Source organism: Pseudomonas sp. TE50-2 (assembly GCF_040813665.1).
Classification (GTDB): domain Bacteria; phylum Pseudomonadota; class Gammaproteobacteria; order Pseudomonadales; family Pseudomonadaceae; genus Aquipseudomonas; species Aquipseudomonas soli.
Genome location: NZ_JBFNXN010000001.1, coordinates 2,407,701 through 2,424,419, shown reverse-complemented (window position 1 = coordinate 2,424,419; position 16,719 = coordinate 2,407,701). Strand labels below are relative to the sequence as shown.

At 66.9% G+C, this 16,719-nt stretch carries 21 protein-coding genes; 13 read left to right on the top strand and 8 right to left on the bottom strand.

Features of this window, described 5'->3' with window-relative positions:
• Positions 1-105 precede the first annotated feature (105 nt).
• Complete coding sequence (locus AAHK21_RS11050; protein ID WP_263159433.1) at positions 106-450, top strand: hypothetical protein; 345 nt, start codon at positions 106-108, stop codon at positions 448-450.
• 26 nt (positions 451-476) lie between these two features.
• Here the strand turns inward: AAHK21_RS11050 and AAHK21_RS11045 are convergent, their stop codons facing one another.
• Genes AAHK21_RS11045 through AAHK21_RS11030 form a run of 4 tightly spaced genes read right to left on the bottom strand, consistent with a single transcriptional unit; the run spans position 477 to position 2,603 of the window.
• Entirely contained in the window at positions 477-560 is an 84-nt protein-coding gene (locus AAHK21_RS11045; protein WP_367858980.1) for a tetratricopeptide repeat protein, read from the bottom strand.
• Positions 561-571: 11 nt separating this feature from the next.
• Complete coding sequence (gene trxA, locus AAHK21_RS11040; protein ID WP_367857262.1) at positions 572-1,459, bottom strand: thioredoxin; 888 nt, start codon at positions 1,457-1,459, stop codon at positions 572-574.
• Between the two features lie 31 nt (positions 1,460-1,490).
• On the bottom strand, positions 1,491-2,150 hold the full coding sequence (locus tag AAHK21_RS11035; protein ID WP_046857321.1) for a methyltransferase: 660 nt from the start codon (positions 2,148-2,150) through the stop codon (positions 1,491-1,493).
• The gene (locus tag AAHK21_RS11030) at positions 2,151-2,603 is read right to left on the bottom strand and encodes a YbaY family lipoprotein (RefSeq protein ID WP_038707256.1); all 453 of its coding nucleotides are present in this window, start codon (positions 2,601-2,603) and stop codon (positions 2,151-2,153) included.
• Between the two features lie 105 nt (positions 2,604-2,708).
• Between AAHK21_RS11030 and nrdR the strand changes: the two genes are divergently transcribed.
• The 12 genes from nrdR to AAHK21_RS10970 all read left to right on the top strand — a co-directional run bounded on the left by nrdR (position 2,709) and on the right by AAHK21_RS10970 (position 11,419).
• A complete protein-coding gene (gene nrdR, locus AAHK21_RS11025) occupies positions 2,709-3,173 on the top strand; it encodes a transcriptional regulator NrdR (RefSeq protein ID WP_009685710.1) in 465 nt (154 codons plus the stop codon).
• A 2-nt stretch (positions 3,174-3,175) separates the two neighbouring features.
• Positions 3,176-4,303, top strand: coding sequence for a bifunctional diaminohydroxyphosphoribosylaminopyrimidine deaminase/5-amino-6-(5-phosphoribosylamino)uracil reductase RibD (gene ribD / locus AAHK21_RS11020; RefSeq protein ID WP_367857261.1), 1,128 nt, complete (start codon positions 3,176-3,178; stop codon positions 4,301-4,303).
• 42 nt (positions 4,304-4,345) lie between these two features.
• Positions 4,346-5,011, top strand: a complete 666-nt coding sequence (locus AAHK21_RS11015; protein WP_023632720.1) for a riboflavin synthase — start codon at positions 4,346-4,348, stop codon at positions 5,009-5,011.
• A gap of 18 nt (positions 5,012-5,029) precedes the next feature.
• On the top strand, positions 5,030-6,121 hold the full coding sequence (gene ribBA / locus AAHK21_RS11010) for a bifunctional 3,4-dihydroxy-2-butanone-4-phosphate synthase/GTP cyclohydrolase II (protein WP_102683824.1): 1,092 nt from the start codon (positions 5,030-5,032) through the stop codon (positions 6,119-6,121).
• A gap of 91 nt (positions 6,122-6,212) precedes the next feature.
• Positions 6,213-6,689, top strand: a complete 477-nt coding sequence (ribE, locus tag AAHK21_RS11005; protein ID WP_023631199.1) for a 6,7-dimethyl-8-ribityllumazine synthase — start codon at positions 6,213-6,215, stop codon at positions 6,687-6,689.
• A complete protein-coding gene (gene nusB / locus AAHK21_RS11000) occupies positions 6,686-7,186 on the top strand; it encodes a transcription antitermination factor NusB (protein ID WP_046857317.1) in 501 nt (166 codons plus the stop codon). The genes ribE and nusB overlap by 4 nt, the downstream gene beginning before the upstream one ends.
• 18 nt (positions 7,187-7,204) lie before the next feature.
• The gene (gene thiL, locus AAHK21_RS10995) at positions 7,205-8,161 is read left to right on the top strand and encodes a thiamine-phosphate kinase (protein WP_367857260.1); all 957 of its coding nucleotides are present in this window, start codon (positions 7,205-7,207) and stop codon (positions 8,159-8,161) included.
• Positions 8,158-8,661, top strand: coding sequence for a phosphatidylglycerophosphatase A (locus AAHK21_RS10990; protein WP_023632630.1), 504 nt, complete (start codon positions 8,158-8,160; stop codon positions 8,659-8,661). The genes thiL and AAHK21_RS10990 overlap by 4 nt, the downstream gene beginning before the upstream one ends.
• 16 nt (positions 8,662-8,677) lie before the next feature.
• Positions 8,678-9,424: a substrate-binding periplasmic protein gene (locus AAHK21_RS10985; RefSeq protein WP_367857259.1), complete on the top strand. Its 747-nt coding sequence runs from the start codon at positions 8,678-8,680 to the stop codon at positions 9,422-9,424.
• Between the two features lie 149 nt (positions 9,425-9,573).
• A complete protein-coding gene (ribA, locus tag AAHK21_RS10980; protein ID WP_367857258.1) occupies positions 9,574-10,191 on the top strand; it encodes a GTP cyclohydrolase II in 618 nt (205 codons plus the stop codon).
• Entirely contained in the window at positions 10,188-10,607 is a 420-nt protein-coding gene (locus tag AAHK21_RS10975; RefSeq protein ID WP_367857257.1) for an MFS transporter, read from the top strand. Before ribA ends, AAHK21_RS10975 begins: the two co-directional genes overlap by 4 nt.
• Complete coding sequence (locus tag AAHK21_RS10970) at positions 10,607-11,419, top strand: cobalamin-binding protein (protein ID WP_367857256.1); 813 nt, start codon at positions 10,607-10,609, stop codon at positions 11,417-11,419. The genes AAHK21_RS10975 and AAHK21_RS10970 overlap by 1 nt, the downstream gene beginning before the upstream one ends.
• Here AAHK21_RS10970 and AAHK21_RS10965 read toward each other — a convergent pair.
• From AAHK21_RS10965 to AAHK21_RS10950, 4 genes are all read right to left on the bottom strand, one after another.
• Complete coding sequence (locus AAHK21_RS10965; RefSeq protein WP_367857255.1) at positions 11,397-13,274, bottom strand: TonB-dependent receptor plug domain-containing protein; 1,878 nt, start codon at positions 13,272-13,274, stop codon at positions 11,397-11,399. The genes AAHK21_RS10970 and AAHK21_RS10965 overlap by 23 nt on opposite strands.
• A 71-nt stretch (positions 13,275-13,345) precedes the next feature.
• Positions 13,346-15,241: a 1-deoxy-D-xylulose-5-phosphate synthase gene (gene dxs, locus AAHK21_RS10960; protein WP_367857254.1), complete on the bottom strand. Its 1,896-nt coding sequence runs from the start codon at positions 15,239-15,241 to the stop codon at positions 13,346-13,348.
• A gap of 169 nt (positions 15,242-15,410) precedes the next feature.
• Positions 15,411-16,298: a (2E,6E)-farnesyl diphosphate synthase gene (gene ispA / locus AAHK21_RS10955; RefSeq protein WP_367857253.1), complete on the bottom strand. Its 888-nt coding sequence runs from the start codon at positions 16,296-16,298 to the stop codon at positions 15,411-15,413.
• The gene (locus AAHK21_RS10950) at positions 16,295-16,537 is read right to left on the bottom strand and encodes an exodeoxyribonuclease VII small subunit (RefSeq protein ID WP_011531978.1); all 243 of its coding nucleotides are present in this window, start codon (positions 16,535-16,537) and stop codon (positions 16,295-16,297) included. Before AAHK21_RS10950 ends, ispA begins: the two co-directional genes overlap by 4 nt.
• Between the last annotated feature and the right edge of the window lie 182 nt (positions 16,538-16,719).

Sequence of the window (16,719 nt, the reverse complement as noted above, 5' to 3'; positions counted from 1 at the left end):
TTTGTGATGTTATAACAATTTGCATTTGCGCCGCCAGCCTGCCTGGCACAGGTTTCATGTTCGTGGGAGCATGGCGTAATCGAGCCTGGAAACAAGGAAATAATCGTGAGAATTCGTGGACAGATCGGCGCGTGGCCGGTGGACCTGACTGTCGAGCTGGAGCCGCATGAATGGGCGCAGCTGGGGCGTAGGATGGATGTCCAGGCCCCGGTGGAAGCTGCGCCGGTCAGCGCCAGCCCCGTACCCCGACAGGATGACGGACAGTGGGCGGCGGCGCGTGAAGTGCTGCGTCAGGCGGGGCAGATGGGTGGTCCGGAGCTGCTGGAGCGTCTGGAAGGTTTGGCCGGAAGCGTGGCGGCAGGCAAGCGGCTGCTGGTGCGCTTGCGCCATAGCAGTGAGGTGAAGGTGGAAAGTGGCGTGGATGCGCCGGTGTATCGCTGGGTGGGATGAGGGGCTGCATAGCAGCCCCAGCAGCCTCAGAACAACGCTGAGGACAGCTTGCGGCGGTACACACTGACCAGCGGATGCTCGTTGCCCAGCAGCTCGAATACCTGTAGCAGCCCCAGCAGCCTCAGAACAACGCTGAGGACAGCTTGCGGCGGTACACACTGACCAGCGGATGCTCGTTGCCCAGCAGCTCGAATACCTGTAGCAGCGCCTTCTGCGGCAGGCCGTTCTCATAGGCGCGGTTGCGCTGGAACAGCTTCAGCAGACCATCCATCGCGGCCTCGTACTGCTGGCGTGCCAACTGCTGGATGCACAGCTGGTAGGCTGCTTCGTCATCCTGCGGATTCTGCGCCAGGCGGCTCTTCAGCTCCGCGGCTTCCGGCAGGCTGGCGGCCTGGCGCAGGAAGGTCAGCTGGGCCTTGGCGCCGGCCAGTGCGGCCTTGTGCTCGTCGGTCTTGACCGCGTCGAGCACCACCTGGGCCTCGCCCAGCTCGCCGCGCTCGGCCAGGCAGCGGGCGTAGAGGATCAGCGCCTCGGCATTGCTGTTGTCTTCACCCAGCAGCACTTGCAGCAGGGCCTCGGCCTCGCTGAAACGACTCTCGGTGAACAGCGCCTTGGCCTGCTCCAGCGGCGCGGCGGCGGGCGGCGCGGGCATCTGCACGTGAGGTTCGAGCATCGCGCGGATCGCCGACTCGGGCTGCGCGCCGGCAAAGCCGTCGACCGGTTGGCCATCCTTGAACAGCACCACGGTCGGCAGGCTGCGGATGCCGAACTGGGCGACGATCTGCTGCTCGACGTCGCAGTTGATCTTGGCCAGCAGCAGCTCGCCCTGGTAACCCTCGGCGATCTTCGCCAGCAGCGGCATCAGCGCCTTGCACGGCGCGCACCATTCGGCCCAGAAGTCGACCAGTACCGGCTTGTGGAAGGAGTTCTCGATGACCAGTTGCTGGAAGTTGGCATCGGTGGCATCGAAGATATAGGGCAGGCTTTGGTTAACTGGCGCTTGGCTCATCGCAACTCTCGCAAATCCGTGAATGCCCCCACTATAAGGGCTCGCGGCTGGCGTGGTACAGGCTGACCCGGCGGAATTCGTGCGGCTCGGCCAGATCCGGCAGGGTCAGCGCCTCCAGCACGCCGAGCGGACGGTACAGCGGATGGCTGAAATCGCGCACCCGCGAGTCGGCCACCAGCGCCTGGCGGCCACGGCCGAGGAATGCGTCCAGCAACGGCAGGTTGGCGCGGTCGTAGAGCACATCGGCGACCAGGATCAGGTCGAAGCGGTCGGCCTCGGCGAAAAAATCGCTGCTGTAGCCCAGCGTCACGCCGTTCAGCGCGGCGTTGGCGCGGCAGGCGTCCAGGGCCAGCGGGTCGAGGTCGCAGGCCACCACCTCCAGCGCGCCGGCCCGGGCGGCGGCGATCCCGGCGATGCCGGAGCCGGCGCCGAAGTCCAGCACGCGCTTGCCACGCACCCAGTGCGGTTGCTCGGCCAGGTAGCGCGCCATGGCCAGGCCGCTGGCCCAGCAGAAGCTCCAGTAAGGTGGCTCTTCGAGGATGCGCCGGGTTTCCTCGCTGCTGAATGCGCGGTCCATGTTCTGGTCGTCGATCAACCAGAGTTTCAGGTCGCACTCGGGCAGTTCACTGACGATCAGGCGTGCTTCGCCGATCAGGCCGCTCAAGGCCTGCTGCAGGGCCAACGGGGCCATCTACGGTGCCTTTTCGAAACGCAGCGGGCCGGTGGCCTGGGTCTGGGCCTGGGCGATGGGTACCGGAGGCAGGTGCAGGATCAGTTGCCCGGAGCGGCTGGCGCGGCCGCGCAGTTCGACGCGGGCGCCGGCCGGGAAGGCTTCGGGGTTGAAGCGCAGGCGGTAGGGCAGGGCCTGGCCGGTACCGCTCAGGGTGCTGCTGGCCAGCAGTTGCTGCGGGCGGCCACGCTCGTCGATCACCAGCAGGGCCAGCTCCACATCGGCACCTGCCGGGATTTCCATCAGGGTACCGCTCAGCTCGCGCTGGTAGGCCGGCAGCGGGCCCAGGGGTTCGGTCTTCTTCGCCACCTTGGCCGGCACCGGCGCCGGGGCTTGCTCCGGCTTGGGGCGGTCGCTGCCGCAGGCGGCGAGCAGGGCGGCGCAACACAGCACGACGAGCGCTCGAGGGTACATGGGGTCGTCCTTCACGGGCAGATTTGCATGGATGGTAACCCCTTTGGCTTGTCTTGCCAGTGCAATGCGCTACCATGGCCCTCCCTTTTTTTGTTGCCTGCCACCATGCACTGTCCGTTTTGCGGCGCCAACGACACCAAGGTCATCGACTCGCGCCTGGTCGCCGAGGGCGAACAGGTGCGTCGCCGTCGCGAGTGCGTCGCCTGCGGCGAACGTTTCACCACCTTCGAAACCGCCGAGCTGGTGCTGCCGCGGCTGATCAAGCAGGACGGCACGCGCCAGCCCTTCGATGAAGACAAGCTGCGTGCCGGCATGCAGCGCGCGCTGGAAAAGCGCCCGGTCAGCGTCGAGCGCCTGGAAGCGGCGTTGGCGCACATCAAGAGCCGCCTGCGTGCCACCGGCGAGCGCGAAGTGAAATCGCTGGTGGTCGGTGAGATGGTGATGGCCGAGCTGCGCAAGCTCGACGAAGTGGCCTACATCCGATTCGCCTCGGTCTACCGACGTTTCCAGGACCTCGACGAATTCCGCGAAGAAATCGACCGCCTGGCCCGCGAGCCAGCCAAAGAGTAAGCATGTCCAGCCAAGCCATTCTCGACGCCCACTACATGGCCCGGGCCGTGGAACTGGCCCGCAAGGGCCTGTACAGCACCCACCCCAACCCCCGCGTGGGCTGCGTGATCGTGCGCGATGGCGAGGTGGTCGGCGAGGGCTGGCATGTGCGTGCCGGCGAGCCGCACGCCGAGGTTCACGCCCTGCGCCAGGCCGGCGAGCGCGCCCGAGGCGCCTGTGCCTACGTCACCCTCGAGCCCTGCAGCCACCATGGGCGCACGCCGCCGTGCGCCGAAGCCCTGGTCAACGCCGGGGTGGCGCGGGTGGTCGCGGCCATGCAGGACCCCAACCCGCAAGTGGCCGGCAATGGCCTGCGCCGTCTGCGCGAGGCCGGCATCGAGGTCGCCAGCGGGGTGCTCGAAGCCGAGGCCCGCGCCCTCAACCCAGGCTTCCTCAAGCGTATGGAGCACGGCCTGCCATTCGTGCGCGCCAAGCTGGCCATGAGCCTGGACGGTCGCACTGCCATGGCCAGTGGCGAGAGCCAGTGGATCACCGGCCCCGCCGCCCGTGCCGCGGTCCAGCGCCTGCGCGCCCGGTCCAGCGTGGTGCTGACCAGCGCCGAGAGCGTGCTGTTCGACAACGCCCGCATGACCGTGCGTGGCGAGGAACTGGGCCTGGATGAGGCGCTCACTGCCCTGGCCGTGTCGCGCCCGCCGCTGCGCGTGCTGATCGACGGGCGCCTGCGCTTGCCACTGGACGCGCCGTTCTTCCAGGCCGGCCCGGCGCTGGTGGTGACCGCCGCCGGCGAGGACCCTCGTTATGCCGCCGCCGGTCATGAGCTGCTCGACCTGCCCGGCAGCGACGGCCGCGTCGACTTGCCGGCCCTGCTGCGGGTGCTGGCCGGGCGCGGCGTCAACGAGATCCTCCTGGAAGCCGGCGCCGGCCTGGTCGGCGCCTTCGCCCGCCAGGGCCTGGTCGACGAGTACCAGTTGTTCGTCGCCGGCACCTTCCTCGGCTCCGACGCCCGTCCGCTGCTGGACTGGCCGCTGTCGAAAATGAGCGAGGCGCCGCGGCTGAAGATCACCGACATGCGCGCGGTCGGCGATGACTGGCGAGTCACTGCCATCCCCCTGCCGGCCCCCGGCGTATAATGCCTGGCTTGCTTCGCGCAGCCCGTACTTGAGGAGAACAGCATGTTCACCGGCATCATCGAATCCATCGGCACCATCCGCAGCCTCACCCCCAAGGGCGGTGACGTGCGCGTCTACGTTGAAACCGGCAAGCTCGACCTGGCCGACGTCAAGCTTGGCGACAGCATCGCGGTCAACGGCGTGTGCCTGACCGCCGTCGAGCTGCCCGGCGACGGCTTCTGGGCCGACGTCAGCGTCGAGACCCTCAAGCGTACCGCCATGGTCGACCTCAAGAGCGGCAGCCGGGTCAACCTGGAAAAGGCCCTGACCCCGACCACCCGCCTGGGCGGACACCTGGTCAGCGGCCACGTCGACGGTGTCGGCGAGATCGTCTCGCGCGCTGATAACGCCCGCGCCATCCAGTTCCGCGTGCGCGCACCCAAGGAGCTGGCCAAGTACATCGCCCACAAGGGCTCGATCACCGTCGACGGCACCAGCCTGACGGTCAACGAAGTCGATGGCGCCGAGTTCGAGCTGACCATCGTCCCGCACACCCTGTCCGAAACCATCATGGCCGACTACCGCGCAGGGCGTCGGGTGAACCTTGAGGTCGACCTGCTGGCCCGTTACCTGGAGCGTCTGCTGCTGGGCGACAAGGCCGCCGAGCCGAGCAAAGGCAGTGGCATCACCGAAAGCTTCCTGGCCGCCAACGGCTTCTTGAAATCCTGATTGAGAAGGGGGTGCCGCGTGGCGCTCAACAGCATCGAAGAACTGGTCGAAGACATCCGCCAGGGCAAAATGGTCATCCTCATGGATGACGAAGACCGCGAGAACGAAGGCGACATCATCATGGCGGCCGAGTGCTGCCTGCCCGAGCACATCAATTTCATGGCCAAGCACGCCCGTGGCCTGATCTGCATGCCGATGACCCGCGAGCGCTGCGAAACCCTGAAGCTGCCGCTGATGGCGCCGCGCAACGGTTCGGGCTTCGGCACCAAGTTCACCGTGTCGATCGAGGCCGCCGAAGGCGTCACCACCGGCATCTCCGCCGCCGACCGCGCCCGCACCGTGCAGGCGGCTGCGGCCAAGGACGCCAAGGCCGAGGACATCGTCAGCCCTGGGCATATCTTCCCGCTGATGGCCCAGCCCGGCGGCACCCTGGCCCGCGCCGGCCATACCGAGGCCGCCTGCGACCTGGCGCGCATGGCCGGTTTCGAGCCGAGCGGGGTGATCTGCGAGGTGATGAACGACGACGGCACCATGTCGCGTCGCGCCGAGCTGGAAGTGTTCGCTGCCGAGCATGGCTTGAAGATCGGCACCATCGCCGACCTGATCCACTACCGCATGATCCACGAGCGCACTGTGCAGCGCGTTTCCGAGCAACCGGTCGAGAGCGAGCTGGGCGAATTCAACCTGGTCACCTACCGTGACGCGGTGGAAGGCGACGTGCACATGGCCCTGACGCTGGGCAAGATCTGCGCCGAAGAGCCGACCCTGGTACGGGTGCACAACATGGACCCGCTGCGCGACCTGCTGCTGGTCAAGCAGCCGGGGCGCTGGAGCCTGCGCGCGGCCATGGCCGCGGTGGCCGAGGCCGGCAGCGGCGTGGTCCTGCTGCTGGGCCACCCGCTGGACGGCGACGTGCTGCTGGCGCACATCCGCGAAAGCGCGGGCGATGCGCAGCCCAAGGCACCCACCACCTACAGCACCGTCGGTGCCGGTTCGCAGATCCTGCGCGACCTCGGTGTGCGCAAGATGCGCCTGATGAGTTCGCCGATGAAGTTCAATGCGATATCCGGATTCGATCTGGAAGTTGTAGAATACGTGCCCTCCGAGTGACTTGAGGCGGCCTGATCGCCCTTAAGCTCGAGTCAAAACCCTCCCGAGGCCGCCACAGCGCGGCCTCGCTCTTGAAGATGAGAACTCCGGAATGACCCTGAAGACCATCGAAGGTACCTTCATCGCCCCCAAAGGTCGCTATGCTTTGGTGGTTGGCCGCTTCAACAGCTTCGTCGTCGAAAGCCTGGTAAGCGGTGCAGTCGATGCCCTGGTACGCCACGGCGTCAGCGAAAGCGACATCACCATCATCCGTGCCCCGGGCGCGTTCGAAATCCCGCTGGTGGCACAGAAAGTCGCCCAGCAGGGCGCTTATGACGCGATCGTCGCCCTGGGCGCGGTGATCCGTGGCGGTACCCCGCACTTCGAATACGTGGCGGGCGAGTGCACCAAGGGCCTGGCCCAGGTGTCCATGGAGTTCGGTGTTCCGGTGGCCTTCGGCGTACTGACCGTCGACTCCATCGAACAGGCCATCGAGCGTTCCGGCACCAAGGCCGGCAACAAAGGTGCCGAAGCTGCCCTGTCCGCTCTGGAAATGGTCAGCCTGCTGGCGCAGTTGGAGGCCAAGTGATTAGCGACGAAAGCGATCGTTTCAACCCGCGCGATCCAAAACCCGCGGATGCCGGCAAGCCCTCGAAGAGCGCCAAGCGTCGCGAAGCCCGCAAGCTCGCCACGCAAGCGCTCTACCAGTGGCACATGGCCAAGCATTCGCTGAACGAGGTCGAAGCGCAGTTCCGGGTCGACAACGATTTCACCGATATCGACGGCGCCTACTTCCGCGAGATCCTGCACGGGGTCCCGGCGAAGAAGGCCGAGATCGACGAGGCGCTCAAGCCTTGCCTGGATACGCCGCTGGAAGAGCTCGACCCGGTCGAACTGGCCGTGCTGCGCCTGTCCACCTGGGAGTTCATGATGCGCGCCGACGTACCGTACCGCGTGGTCATCAACGAAGGTGTGGAACTGGCGAAAGTCTTCGGCGCCACCGACGGCCACAAGTTTGTCAACGGCGTGCTCGACAAGCTGGCTCCGCGTCTGCGTGAGGCGGAAGTCAAGGCGAACAAGCGCTGATCGCGGCGCTGACCAGCCATGGGTGAGTTCGAGCTGATCCGTCACTACTTCGCCGCCGCGCCCTGTGCGCAGGGCGGCGAGGGCGTGGCCCTGGGGATCGGCGATGACTGTGCCCTGCTGGACCTGCCTGCCGGCGAGCAGCTGGCGATCTCCACCGACACGCTCGTGGCCGGTGTGCATTTCCCCGCAATCTGCGACCCGTTGCTGCTCGGCCAGCGCTCGCTGGCCGTGGCGGTCAGCGACCTGGCGGCCATGGGCGCCACGGCCGTCGGCTTCACCCTTGCCCTCACCTTGCCCCAGGTCGGCGCGCAATGGCTTGCCGGCTTTGCCGACGGCCTCGGCCGCATGGCCGCGCGCTGCGGTATCAGCCTGATCGGTGGCGACACTACACGCGGTCCGTTGAGCATTACCGTGACCGTGTTCGGCCGGGTGCCGACCGGCCAGGCGCTGCGTCGCAGCGGCGCGCAGCCGGGCGACCTGCTGTGTGTCGGTGGTTTCCTGGGCAATGCGGCGGGGGCCTTGCCGCTGGTGCTGGGCGAACGCCAGGCGGCAGTCGATGTGGCCGGGCCATTGCTCGAGCACTACTGGTCGCCCTTGCCGCAACTGCAACTGGGCGAGCGCCTGCGCGGCCTGGCCACGGCGGCGCTGGATATTTCCGACGGACTGCTGGCCGACTGCGGGCATATCGCCAAGGCGTCCGGTGTTGCGCTGCAGGTGAACCTGGCGCAGGTCCCCGTGTCTGCTCCTTTACAGGCTTTCCTCGGTCGAGAAGCGGCCTTGCATGCAGCGCTCACCGGTGGTGACGACTATGTGCTGGCGTTCACCGTGCCGGAAAGCGCACTGACCGCCCTGGCCCGTGAGGTGCACGTCATCGGTCGGGTATTGGAAGGCCAGGGCGTGACCTTGCGTGACCCGCAAGGCCAGGACATCACCCCCGTGCAACGGGGCTATCAACATTTCAGGGAGACACCGTGACCGACCACCCCAACCAGGTGCCTGCGGAGTTCGTTCCGCCTTCGGTCTGGCGCAACCCGTGGCACTTCATCGCCTTCGGCTTCGGCTCGGGCACCCTGCCCAAGGCGCCGGGGACCTGGGGTTCGCTGGTGGCGCTGCCGTTCATCCCGCTGTGGCAGATGCTGCCCGACTGGGGTTATTGGCTGTTGCTGGGCATCAGCATGCTGTTCGGCGTGTGGTTGTGCGGCAAGGTGGCCAACGACTTGCGCGTGCACGACCATGAGGGCATTGTCTGGGACGAGATCGTCGGCATGTGGATCACCCTGTGGCTGGTGCCGGAAGGTTGGCAGTGGCTGCTGGCGGGGTTCCTGATGTTCCGCTTCTTCGACATCCTCAAGCCGTGGCCGATCCGCTGGGTCGACCGCCATGTGCATGGTGGGTTCGGGATCATGCTCGACGATATCCTGGCTGGCGTGTTCGCCTGGCTGGGCATGCAGGTTCTGGTGTGGGCGGTGGCCTGATACAGGGAGCGTTGCGATGGGCCTGAAGGCTGTGGTGCTGGCATCGATGCTGTTGGTCGCGGGGCCGGGTGCGATGGCCCAGGAGGCGCCGGCGCAGGTGCGTCTGGTCAGCGAGGCGTGGGTCGACTACACCAATGCCGATGGCTCCGGGCTGGCCTGGGACGTGTTGCGCAAGGTGTTCGAGCCGGCCGGGGTCAAGGTCGTGGTCAAGAGCGCGCCCTACAGCCGCGCCGTCGGGCTGGTGAAGCGCGGCGAGGCGGATGCCTGGGTCGGCTCCTACAAGGAAGAGAACGCCGACAACCTGTATCCACAGTGGTACTTCGACCAGGACCATATCTATGCCCTGGGCCTGGTCGACAAGCCGGTGCCAACGCTCGAGACCATCGGCCAGTACCGGCTGGCCTGGGTGCGCGGCTACGACTACGCCAGCTATCTGCCCGAGGTCCACAACTTCCGCGAGATCCAGCGTCGCGAGGGCATCCTGCCGATGCTCGAGCATGACCGGGTCGATTTCTACATCGATGCGCTCGCCGAGGTCGACTATGTGCTTGGCCAGGCGCCCGATGCCACGCGCTTTCGCCGCACCCACGTCGCCGAGCTGCCGTTGTACCTGGCCTTCACCCACAGTGAACAGGGCAAGGTCCTGCGCGACCTGTTCGACCGGCGCATGGAGCAACTGGTGCGCAGCGGCGAGCTGAAGCCGATCTTCGAGCGCTGGAAGCAGCCTTATCCGTTTACGGTTGATCACCTGCCCCATCAGTAACTGCCCGCAGTCCGCTCCCGCAGGGGCCGGTGTGGGGCCATATGCATCTAACTTTTCGATCTTAAGCCACGATATTCCTCCTGCGCACCTGCGCCGGGCTGCTGATACAATCGGCCGATCTGAAAAATCCTACTGCCCAGGAGCACAACGTGCCCGTCGTCTTTGTTGCCGCCTCGAAACTCCCGACTCCCTTTGCGACCTTCACCATGCATGGCTTCCTCGACGAAGCCACTGGCCGCGAGCACGTGGTGCTCAGCCTGGGTGATATCGCCGACGGCGAGCCGGTGCTGGGGCGTCTGCACTCCGAATGCCTGACCGGCGATGCGCTGTTCAGCCAGCGTTGCGACTGCGGCTCGCAGCTGAAGGCTGCATTGCAGGCCATCGCCCGTGAAGGCCGTGGCGTGCTGCTGTACCTGCGCCAGGAAGGCCGTGGCATCGGCCTGCTGAACAAGATCCGCGCCTACGAGCTGCAGGACGGCGGTGCCGATACCGTCGAGGCCAACGAGCGCCTGGGCTTCGCCGCCGATCAGCGTGACTACGCCATGTGCCTGCCGATGCTCGAGCACCTGGGCGTGAAGTCGCTGCGTCTGATGACCAACAACCCGCGCAAGGTAAAGGCCCTGACCGACATGAGCATCAAGGTCGCCGAGCGCGTGCCGCTGCACACTGGCCACAACCCGCACAACCGCCTGTACCTGGCCACCAAGGCCGACAAGCTCGGCCACATGATGGGCAACAAGCACCAGGGCGAGGTGCCCCAGGCGTGACGCGCACAGAGGTGAAGCGGCGGCTGGCGCTGGCCTGGTGGCAGTACCTGGCCGTGGGATTGCTGCCGCTGCCGGTGATGGCCTGGGCCTTCGGTGGGGGCGAGGTGCTGATCCCGGTGTTGGCCATGCCGCTGTTCATCGCCGGTGCCGCCAGCATGTTCCTCAGCCTGCCGCGCTTCAGCGCGTACAAGCGGGCGTTGATCGCCACCGACAAGGCGCTGGGCAGCGCCGAAGAGCCGGCCGCCTGGATCGAGCTGGCGCGGGTGCGCCGCCTGGCCATGCTGTTCGCCTGCTTCCCGGCCTGGGTTGCCGCGCTGTCGGTGCTGGTCGGGCTGGAGGCAGTGCCGCAGATTCTCCTTGCGCTGTCCACCGTGGTGCTGCTTTACCTCTATCGCATCCCGCGCCAGCTCGGTTGATGCGGGCGCTGCTCGCCGGTGTATCGCTGCTGTGCCTCGGCGCCTTGGCCGAGGCTGCGCCGCGGGTGGTCAGCCTGGCGCCATCGATGACCGAGATCGTTCTGGAACTGGACGCCGGCGAGTTGCTGGTCGGTGTGCTCGATGGTGGCGAGCGCCCGTCGGCGCTGGCCCGGTTGCCCTCCGTCGGCCGCCATGGTCAGCTCGACATGGAGCGTCTGTTAAGCCTCGAGCCCGACCTCTTGCTGCTGTGGCCCGGCAGCGTGCCTCCGGCCCAGCGCGACCAGCTCAGGCGCCTGGGCATCGCCACGTTCAGCGGCGAGCCCGGCAACCTCGACCAGTTGATCGACCAGATCGAAGCCATCGCCCAACGTATTGGCCGTGACCAGCAAGGCCGCGCCTATGCCGCCAGCCTGCGTGAGCGGCTGCAAAGGCTGCGCGACCGCTACCGGCGTGAGGCGCCGCTACGGGTGTTCTACCAGGTCTGGGACAAGCCGCTGTACACCTTGGGTGGGAGTCAGGTGGTCAGCGACGCCTTGCGCGTGTGCGGGGCGCGCAATGTGTTCGACGACCTGGCCCAGCCCGCCCCGCAGGTCAGCGTGGAGTCGGTGCTGCTGCGCGACCCCGAGGTGATCCTGGCGGGCGATGAGGCGCAACTGGCCAGTTGGCGCAACTGGCCGCGGCTGAGCGCCGTGAAGGGCGAGCGCTTGCTAGTGGTGCCGGACAAAGGCCTGGAGCGGCCCAGCGGGCAGATGATCGAGGCGACTGCTCGGCTGTGTGCGTTGCTCGATGCTAGAGCGCCGGTGTCCAGGTAAGGCTCAACAGCCAGTTGCGGCCCTCGTCGCGGTAGCCGTGCCAACTGCCGTCGTAGCTGTAGAGGGCGCGGCTGTACTGCTTGTCCAGCAGATTGTCCAGCTTCAGTTCCACCCTCACCTCGTCTGTCAGGGCCATGCCTCCACGTAGGCCGAGCAACCCATAGCCTCCCATGCGCCGATTGTTGGACGGATCGTCGTAGCTGCCACTGACGGCCTGCCAGCTGGCGCCCACGCTGTAGCGAGCAAATTGTCGATCTACATCCAGGCTCAACGTGCGACGAGCGCGGCGTTGAAGGGTATGGCCGCTTTCCCGGTCACGCGGGTCGACCAGGCTCAGGCCCAGCTGAGAGGTCCAGCCGGCCCATTGCTGCTGCAGCGACAGCTCCATGCCATTGATTCGCGCGTTTTCGACATTGCCGGGCCGCCTGCGGTCAGGGTCGTAGTTGATTGCGTCGCGCAGGTCGGTGCGATACAGCGAGGCTTCCAGCCGTGTGTCACTGGCCAGCTGGCTGCGCCATTGCAGTTCGTAGCTTTTCGAGTGCTCGGGGCGCAGGTCCGGGTTGCCGTACTTCACATCGTAGAGATCGTTGAAGGTCGGGGCGCGGAAGCCTTCGCTGTAGGAGAGCAGCACGTCGTTGCGAGGGTTCAGCGGGACAGTGAGGCTGGCATTCCAGGTGGTCTGGTCGCCGAATTGCTGGTTACGGTCCTGGCGTACACCCAGTTCGCTCGAGAAGCTGTCCCCGGCAAAGCGGTACTGAGCGAAGGCTGCGCGGTTCCAGCGGCTGTCCTCGCTGAAGTTCGCCGTACCGTGGAAGCGGTCCTGGTACCAGTCGCCACCCAGCATCAGTTGGTTGCGCTCGTCGAGTGCGAAGTCGTTCTGCCAAGTGACCTGGTCACGGTAGGTGTTGTAGATGAAGTGCTCGTCGCTCATCTTGTCACGCCTGTCGTCACGGTTTTCGCTGTGGCCAAGTTCCAACCTGGAGTGCCAGGCGTCGCTTAGCTGGGCGTCGAACCAAGTGCCCAGGCTGCTGACACTGAAATCGGTATAGGGCTGCTGTGGATAACTCAGGTAAGTGGTTTCATCCAGCCGCCCATAAGGATTGTCGTATTCACTGCGCCCACGGCTGTCGAGCAGGTTCAGGCCCGCTTCGAAGCGCTCGTTGAAGCTGTGGCTCAAGCTCAGGTTCAGCGAGCGGTTGCGATAAACATCATGGTCGCCATCGCTGGCATACGACGGCCCGGTCGAATCGATGCCGGCCGTCTCGTCCAGGCTGGCGCCGAGGTTGAAGCGGGTCGCGCCATCGCCACCGGACAGGCCCAGGCTGCGCTGCCAGGTCTGGTTGCTGCCGGCCGCCAGGCGCAGGCGCGGTTGCAGGCCCTGGCCCTCGCCACGCCGGGTGAAGATCTGGATCACCCCGCCGATGGCGTCGCTGCCGTATACCGCCGAGCGCGAGCCGCGCAGCACTTCCACGCGTTCGATCTGGTCGATGCCAAGAAACTGCAGGCCGCTGTCGCCGGAGGTGGCGTTGGCGATGCGCACGCCATCAACCAGCACCAGGGTCTGGGCGGCCTTGGTGCCGCGCACGAAGATGCCCGGCAGGCTGCCGCGACCGCCGGTGGGCGCGACCTGCACGCCGGGCACGCGGGCGAGCAGATCGGTGACGCTGCTGGGTTGCAGGCGGTCGATGTCGGCACGGGTGAACACCGTATTGGCCGCACTGGTGGCGGTACGCGACTCGACCTGGCGACTGGCGCTGATCAGCACGTCGGGGAGCTTCAGGGCGTCATCGCGAGAGGGGTCGGCGGCAAGGGCGGCGGCGGGGAGGCAGAGCAGGGGGAGGGCGCGGATCTTCATGGGGCAGTTCCATTGCGATCACGGGGCAAGTCGCATCGGCGCACCGCCGCGACTTGCCCCGTGATATGGCCTTACAGGCCGAGCTTGGCCATTCGGGCTTTGACGGAGGCTTCGATCCCAGCCACATTCAGCCCGCACTCGGCCAGCATCTGCGCAGGCTTGGCATGCTCGACATAGATATCCGGCAGCCCCAGGTGCAGCAGCGGCTTGACCACCGCTTCGCGGGCGAGGAACTCGCCGACCGCTGCGCCGGCGCCACCCATGATGGCATTCTCTTCGATGGTCACCAGCAACTCATGGCTGGCGGCCATTTCCAGCAGCAGCGCCTCGTCCAGAGGCTTGACGAAACGCATGTCGACCACGGTGGCATCGATCTGCTCGGCTACCTGCAGGGCTTCGGCCAGCTGTACGCCGAACACCAGCAGGGCGACCTTGCCACCCTGGCGGCGGACCACGCCCTTGCCGATTTCCAGCGGCTCCAGGTCGCCGCTGATCGGCGCGTTGGGGCCGGTGCCGCGTGGATAACGCACGGCGGCCGGGCCCTTGTAGTGGTGGCCGGTGCTGAGCATCTTGCGCAGCTCGTTCTCGTCGCTCGGGGTCATCACCAGCATGCCGGGGATGCAGCGCAGGTAGGACAGGTCGTAGGCACCGGCGTGGGTCGGGCCGTCCTCGCCGACCAGGCCGGCGCGGTCGATGGCGAACAGCACATCGAGGTCCTGCACCGCCACGTCGTGGATCAGCTGGTCATAGGCGCGTTGCAGGAAGGTCGAGTAGATCGCCACCACCGGCTTGGCACCCTCGCAGGCCATGCCCGCGGCCAGGGTGACCGCGTGCTGCTCGGCGATGGCGACGTCGAAGTAGCGCTCCGGGTAGCGTTCGCTGAAGTCGATCAGGTCCGAGCCTTCCTTCATCGCCGGGGTGATGCCCACCAGGCGATTGTCGGCGGCGGCCATGTCGCACAGCCACTGGCCGAACACCGAGGCGTATTTCGGGCCGCTGGCCTTCTTCGGCGCGACCGGCTTGTCGGCCGGCTCCAGCTTGGTGATGGCGTGGTAGCCGATCGGGTCGACCTCGGCCGGGGCGAAGCCCTTGCCCTTCTTGGTCACCACGTGGAGGAACTGCGGGCCCTTGAGGTCGCGCATGTTGCGCAGGGTGGCGATCAGGGTCGGCAGGTCGTGGCCGTCGATCGGGCCGATGTAGTTCCAGCCCAGCTCCTCGAACAGCGTGCCCGGCACCAGCATGCCCTTGGCGTACTCTTCGGTGCGGCGGGCGATTTCCCAGGCACCGGGCAGGCGCGACAGCACTTTCTTGCTGCCTTCGCGCATGCTCGCGTAGGTGCGGCTGGAGAGGATCTTGGCCAGGTAGTTGGACAGGCCGCCGACATTGCGCGAAATCGACATGTCGTTGTCGTTGAGGATCACCAGCATGTCGGCGTTGACTTCCTGGGCGTGGTTCAGCGCCTCGAAGGCCATGCCGGCGGTCAGCGCGCCGTCACCGATCACCGCGATCGACTTGCGCGGGTCGTTCTGCAGGCGGGCGGCGATGGCCATGCCCAGCGCGGCGCTGATCGAGGTGCTGGAGTGGCCGACGCCGAAGGTGTCGTACTCGCTCTCGCTGCGGCGCGGGAAGGCGGCGATGCCGTCCTTTTGGCGCAGGCTGAGCATGCGCTCGCGCCGGCCGGTGAGGATCTTGTGCGGGTAGGCCTGGTGGCCGACGTCCCACACCAGCCGGTCATCCGGGGTGTCGAAGACGTAGTGCAGGGCGATCGTCAGCTCGATGACGCCCAGGCCCGCACCAAAATGCCCACCGGTCTGCCCAACGGTATAGAGCAGGTCCTGGCGCAGCTCGTCGGCCAGGGTCTCCAGGTCGGCTTCGGCCAGCCGGCGCAGGCCGGCGGGCGTGTCGGCGCGGTCCAGCAACGGCGTGACCGGGCGTTCGCGGGGGATCTCTTGAAACGTCGTGGGCATCAGGCGAGTCGTTATAGGTGTGAAGACGCGGCAGTTTACCCCATTGTAGGAAAAGCTGCCCATTCAGTCGGGTGTTGAGCGGGGGCTGCTGCGCACCCCATCGCCGGCAAGCCGGCTCCCATAGGTATCGCGTTGTCCGTGAGCGCCGGCATGTCGGCAGCGGTGCTGATCAGTGGCGGCGCTCGACGATGTAGCGGGCCAGCGCACGCAGTGGCTCGGCGTTGTCGCCAAAGCCTGCCAGCGCGGCCAGCGCCTGGTCGCGCAGCTCCAGGGCATAGGCCTTGGCCGCCTCCAGCCCGAGCAGCGCCGGGTAGGTCGGCTTGTCGCGGGCGATATCGGCGCCCTGGCGCTTGCCCAGGGTGGCGGTGTCGCTCTCCACGTCGAGGATATCGTCCTGCACCTGGAACGCCAGACCGATGGCCTGTGCATAAGTCTGCAGCGCATCGAGCTGGACCTGCCCGGCGCGGGCGCTGGCCAGGGCGCCGAGGCGCACGCTGGCTTCGATCAGCGCGCCGGTCTTGTGCCGGTGCATGTACTCCAGGGCTTTCTGGTCGAGCTTCAGGCCCACCGAGCCGAGGTCGATGGCCTGGCCGCCGACCATGCCTGCGGGGCCGGCCGCCTTGGCCAGGGCCTGGACCATCTGCAGGCGGATGGCGTCTGGCTGCGGGCTCAGGCGCGGGTCGAGCAAGGCGTTGAAGGCCAGGCTTTGCAAGCCGTCGCCGGCGAGGATCGCGCAGGCTTCGTCGAAGGCCTTGTGAGTGGTGGGCTGGCCGCGGCGCAGGTCGTCGTCGTCCATGGCCGGCAGGTCATCGTGCACCAGCGAGTAGGCGTGGATCAGCTCCACTGCGCAGGCAGCGCCGTTGGCCTGCTCCGCCGGCACGCCGAAGGCCTCGCAGGCGGCGTAGGCCAGCAGCGGGCGCACGCGCTTGCCGCCGTTCATCACGCTGTAGCGCATGGCCGCGTAGAGACGCTCGAGCTCCTTTGAGGGGGCTTGGAACAAGGGTTCCAGGGCCGCGTCGACCCGGGCCTGGGCGCTCGCCTGGTACTGGGCGATCATGCCTCGGGCTCCGCGTCGAACGGCTGCGCGGCCAGCTCGCCGTCACGCTCCAGCAGGATCTGCACTTTCTGCTCGGCCTGGGCCAGGGCGCCCTGGCAATCGCGGGTCAGGGCGATGCCTTGCTCGAAGGCGGCCAGCGACTCTTCCAGCGACAGTTCGCCGTTCTCCAGGCGCTCGACCAGGGCTTGCAGGTCGGCGAGGGATTGTTCGAAATCGATGGAGGCTTTTTTGCGGGCCATGGCGACAGTCTCGGTGGTGTCCAGAACGGCGCGACACTAGCAGAGCGGGGCAGGGGGAGCAAATTGCAGGGGGAGTTCGTCGCATTTTGTTGCACTTGTCCCCAGTGGCCCGTCTTGCAATCTGTGAAGCAATCGAATTGTGGGGGTGGCGGCCCTCTGCCATAATCCGCGCGCTCTGGCCC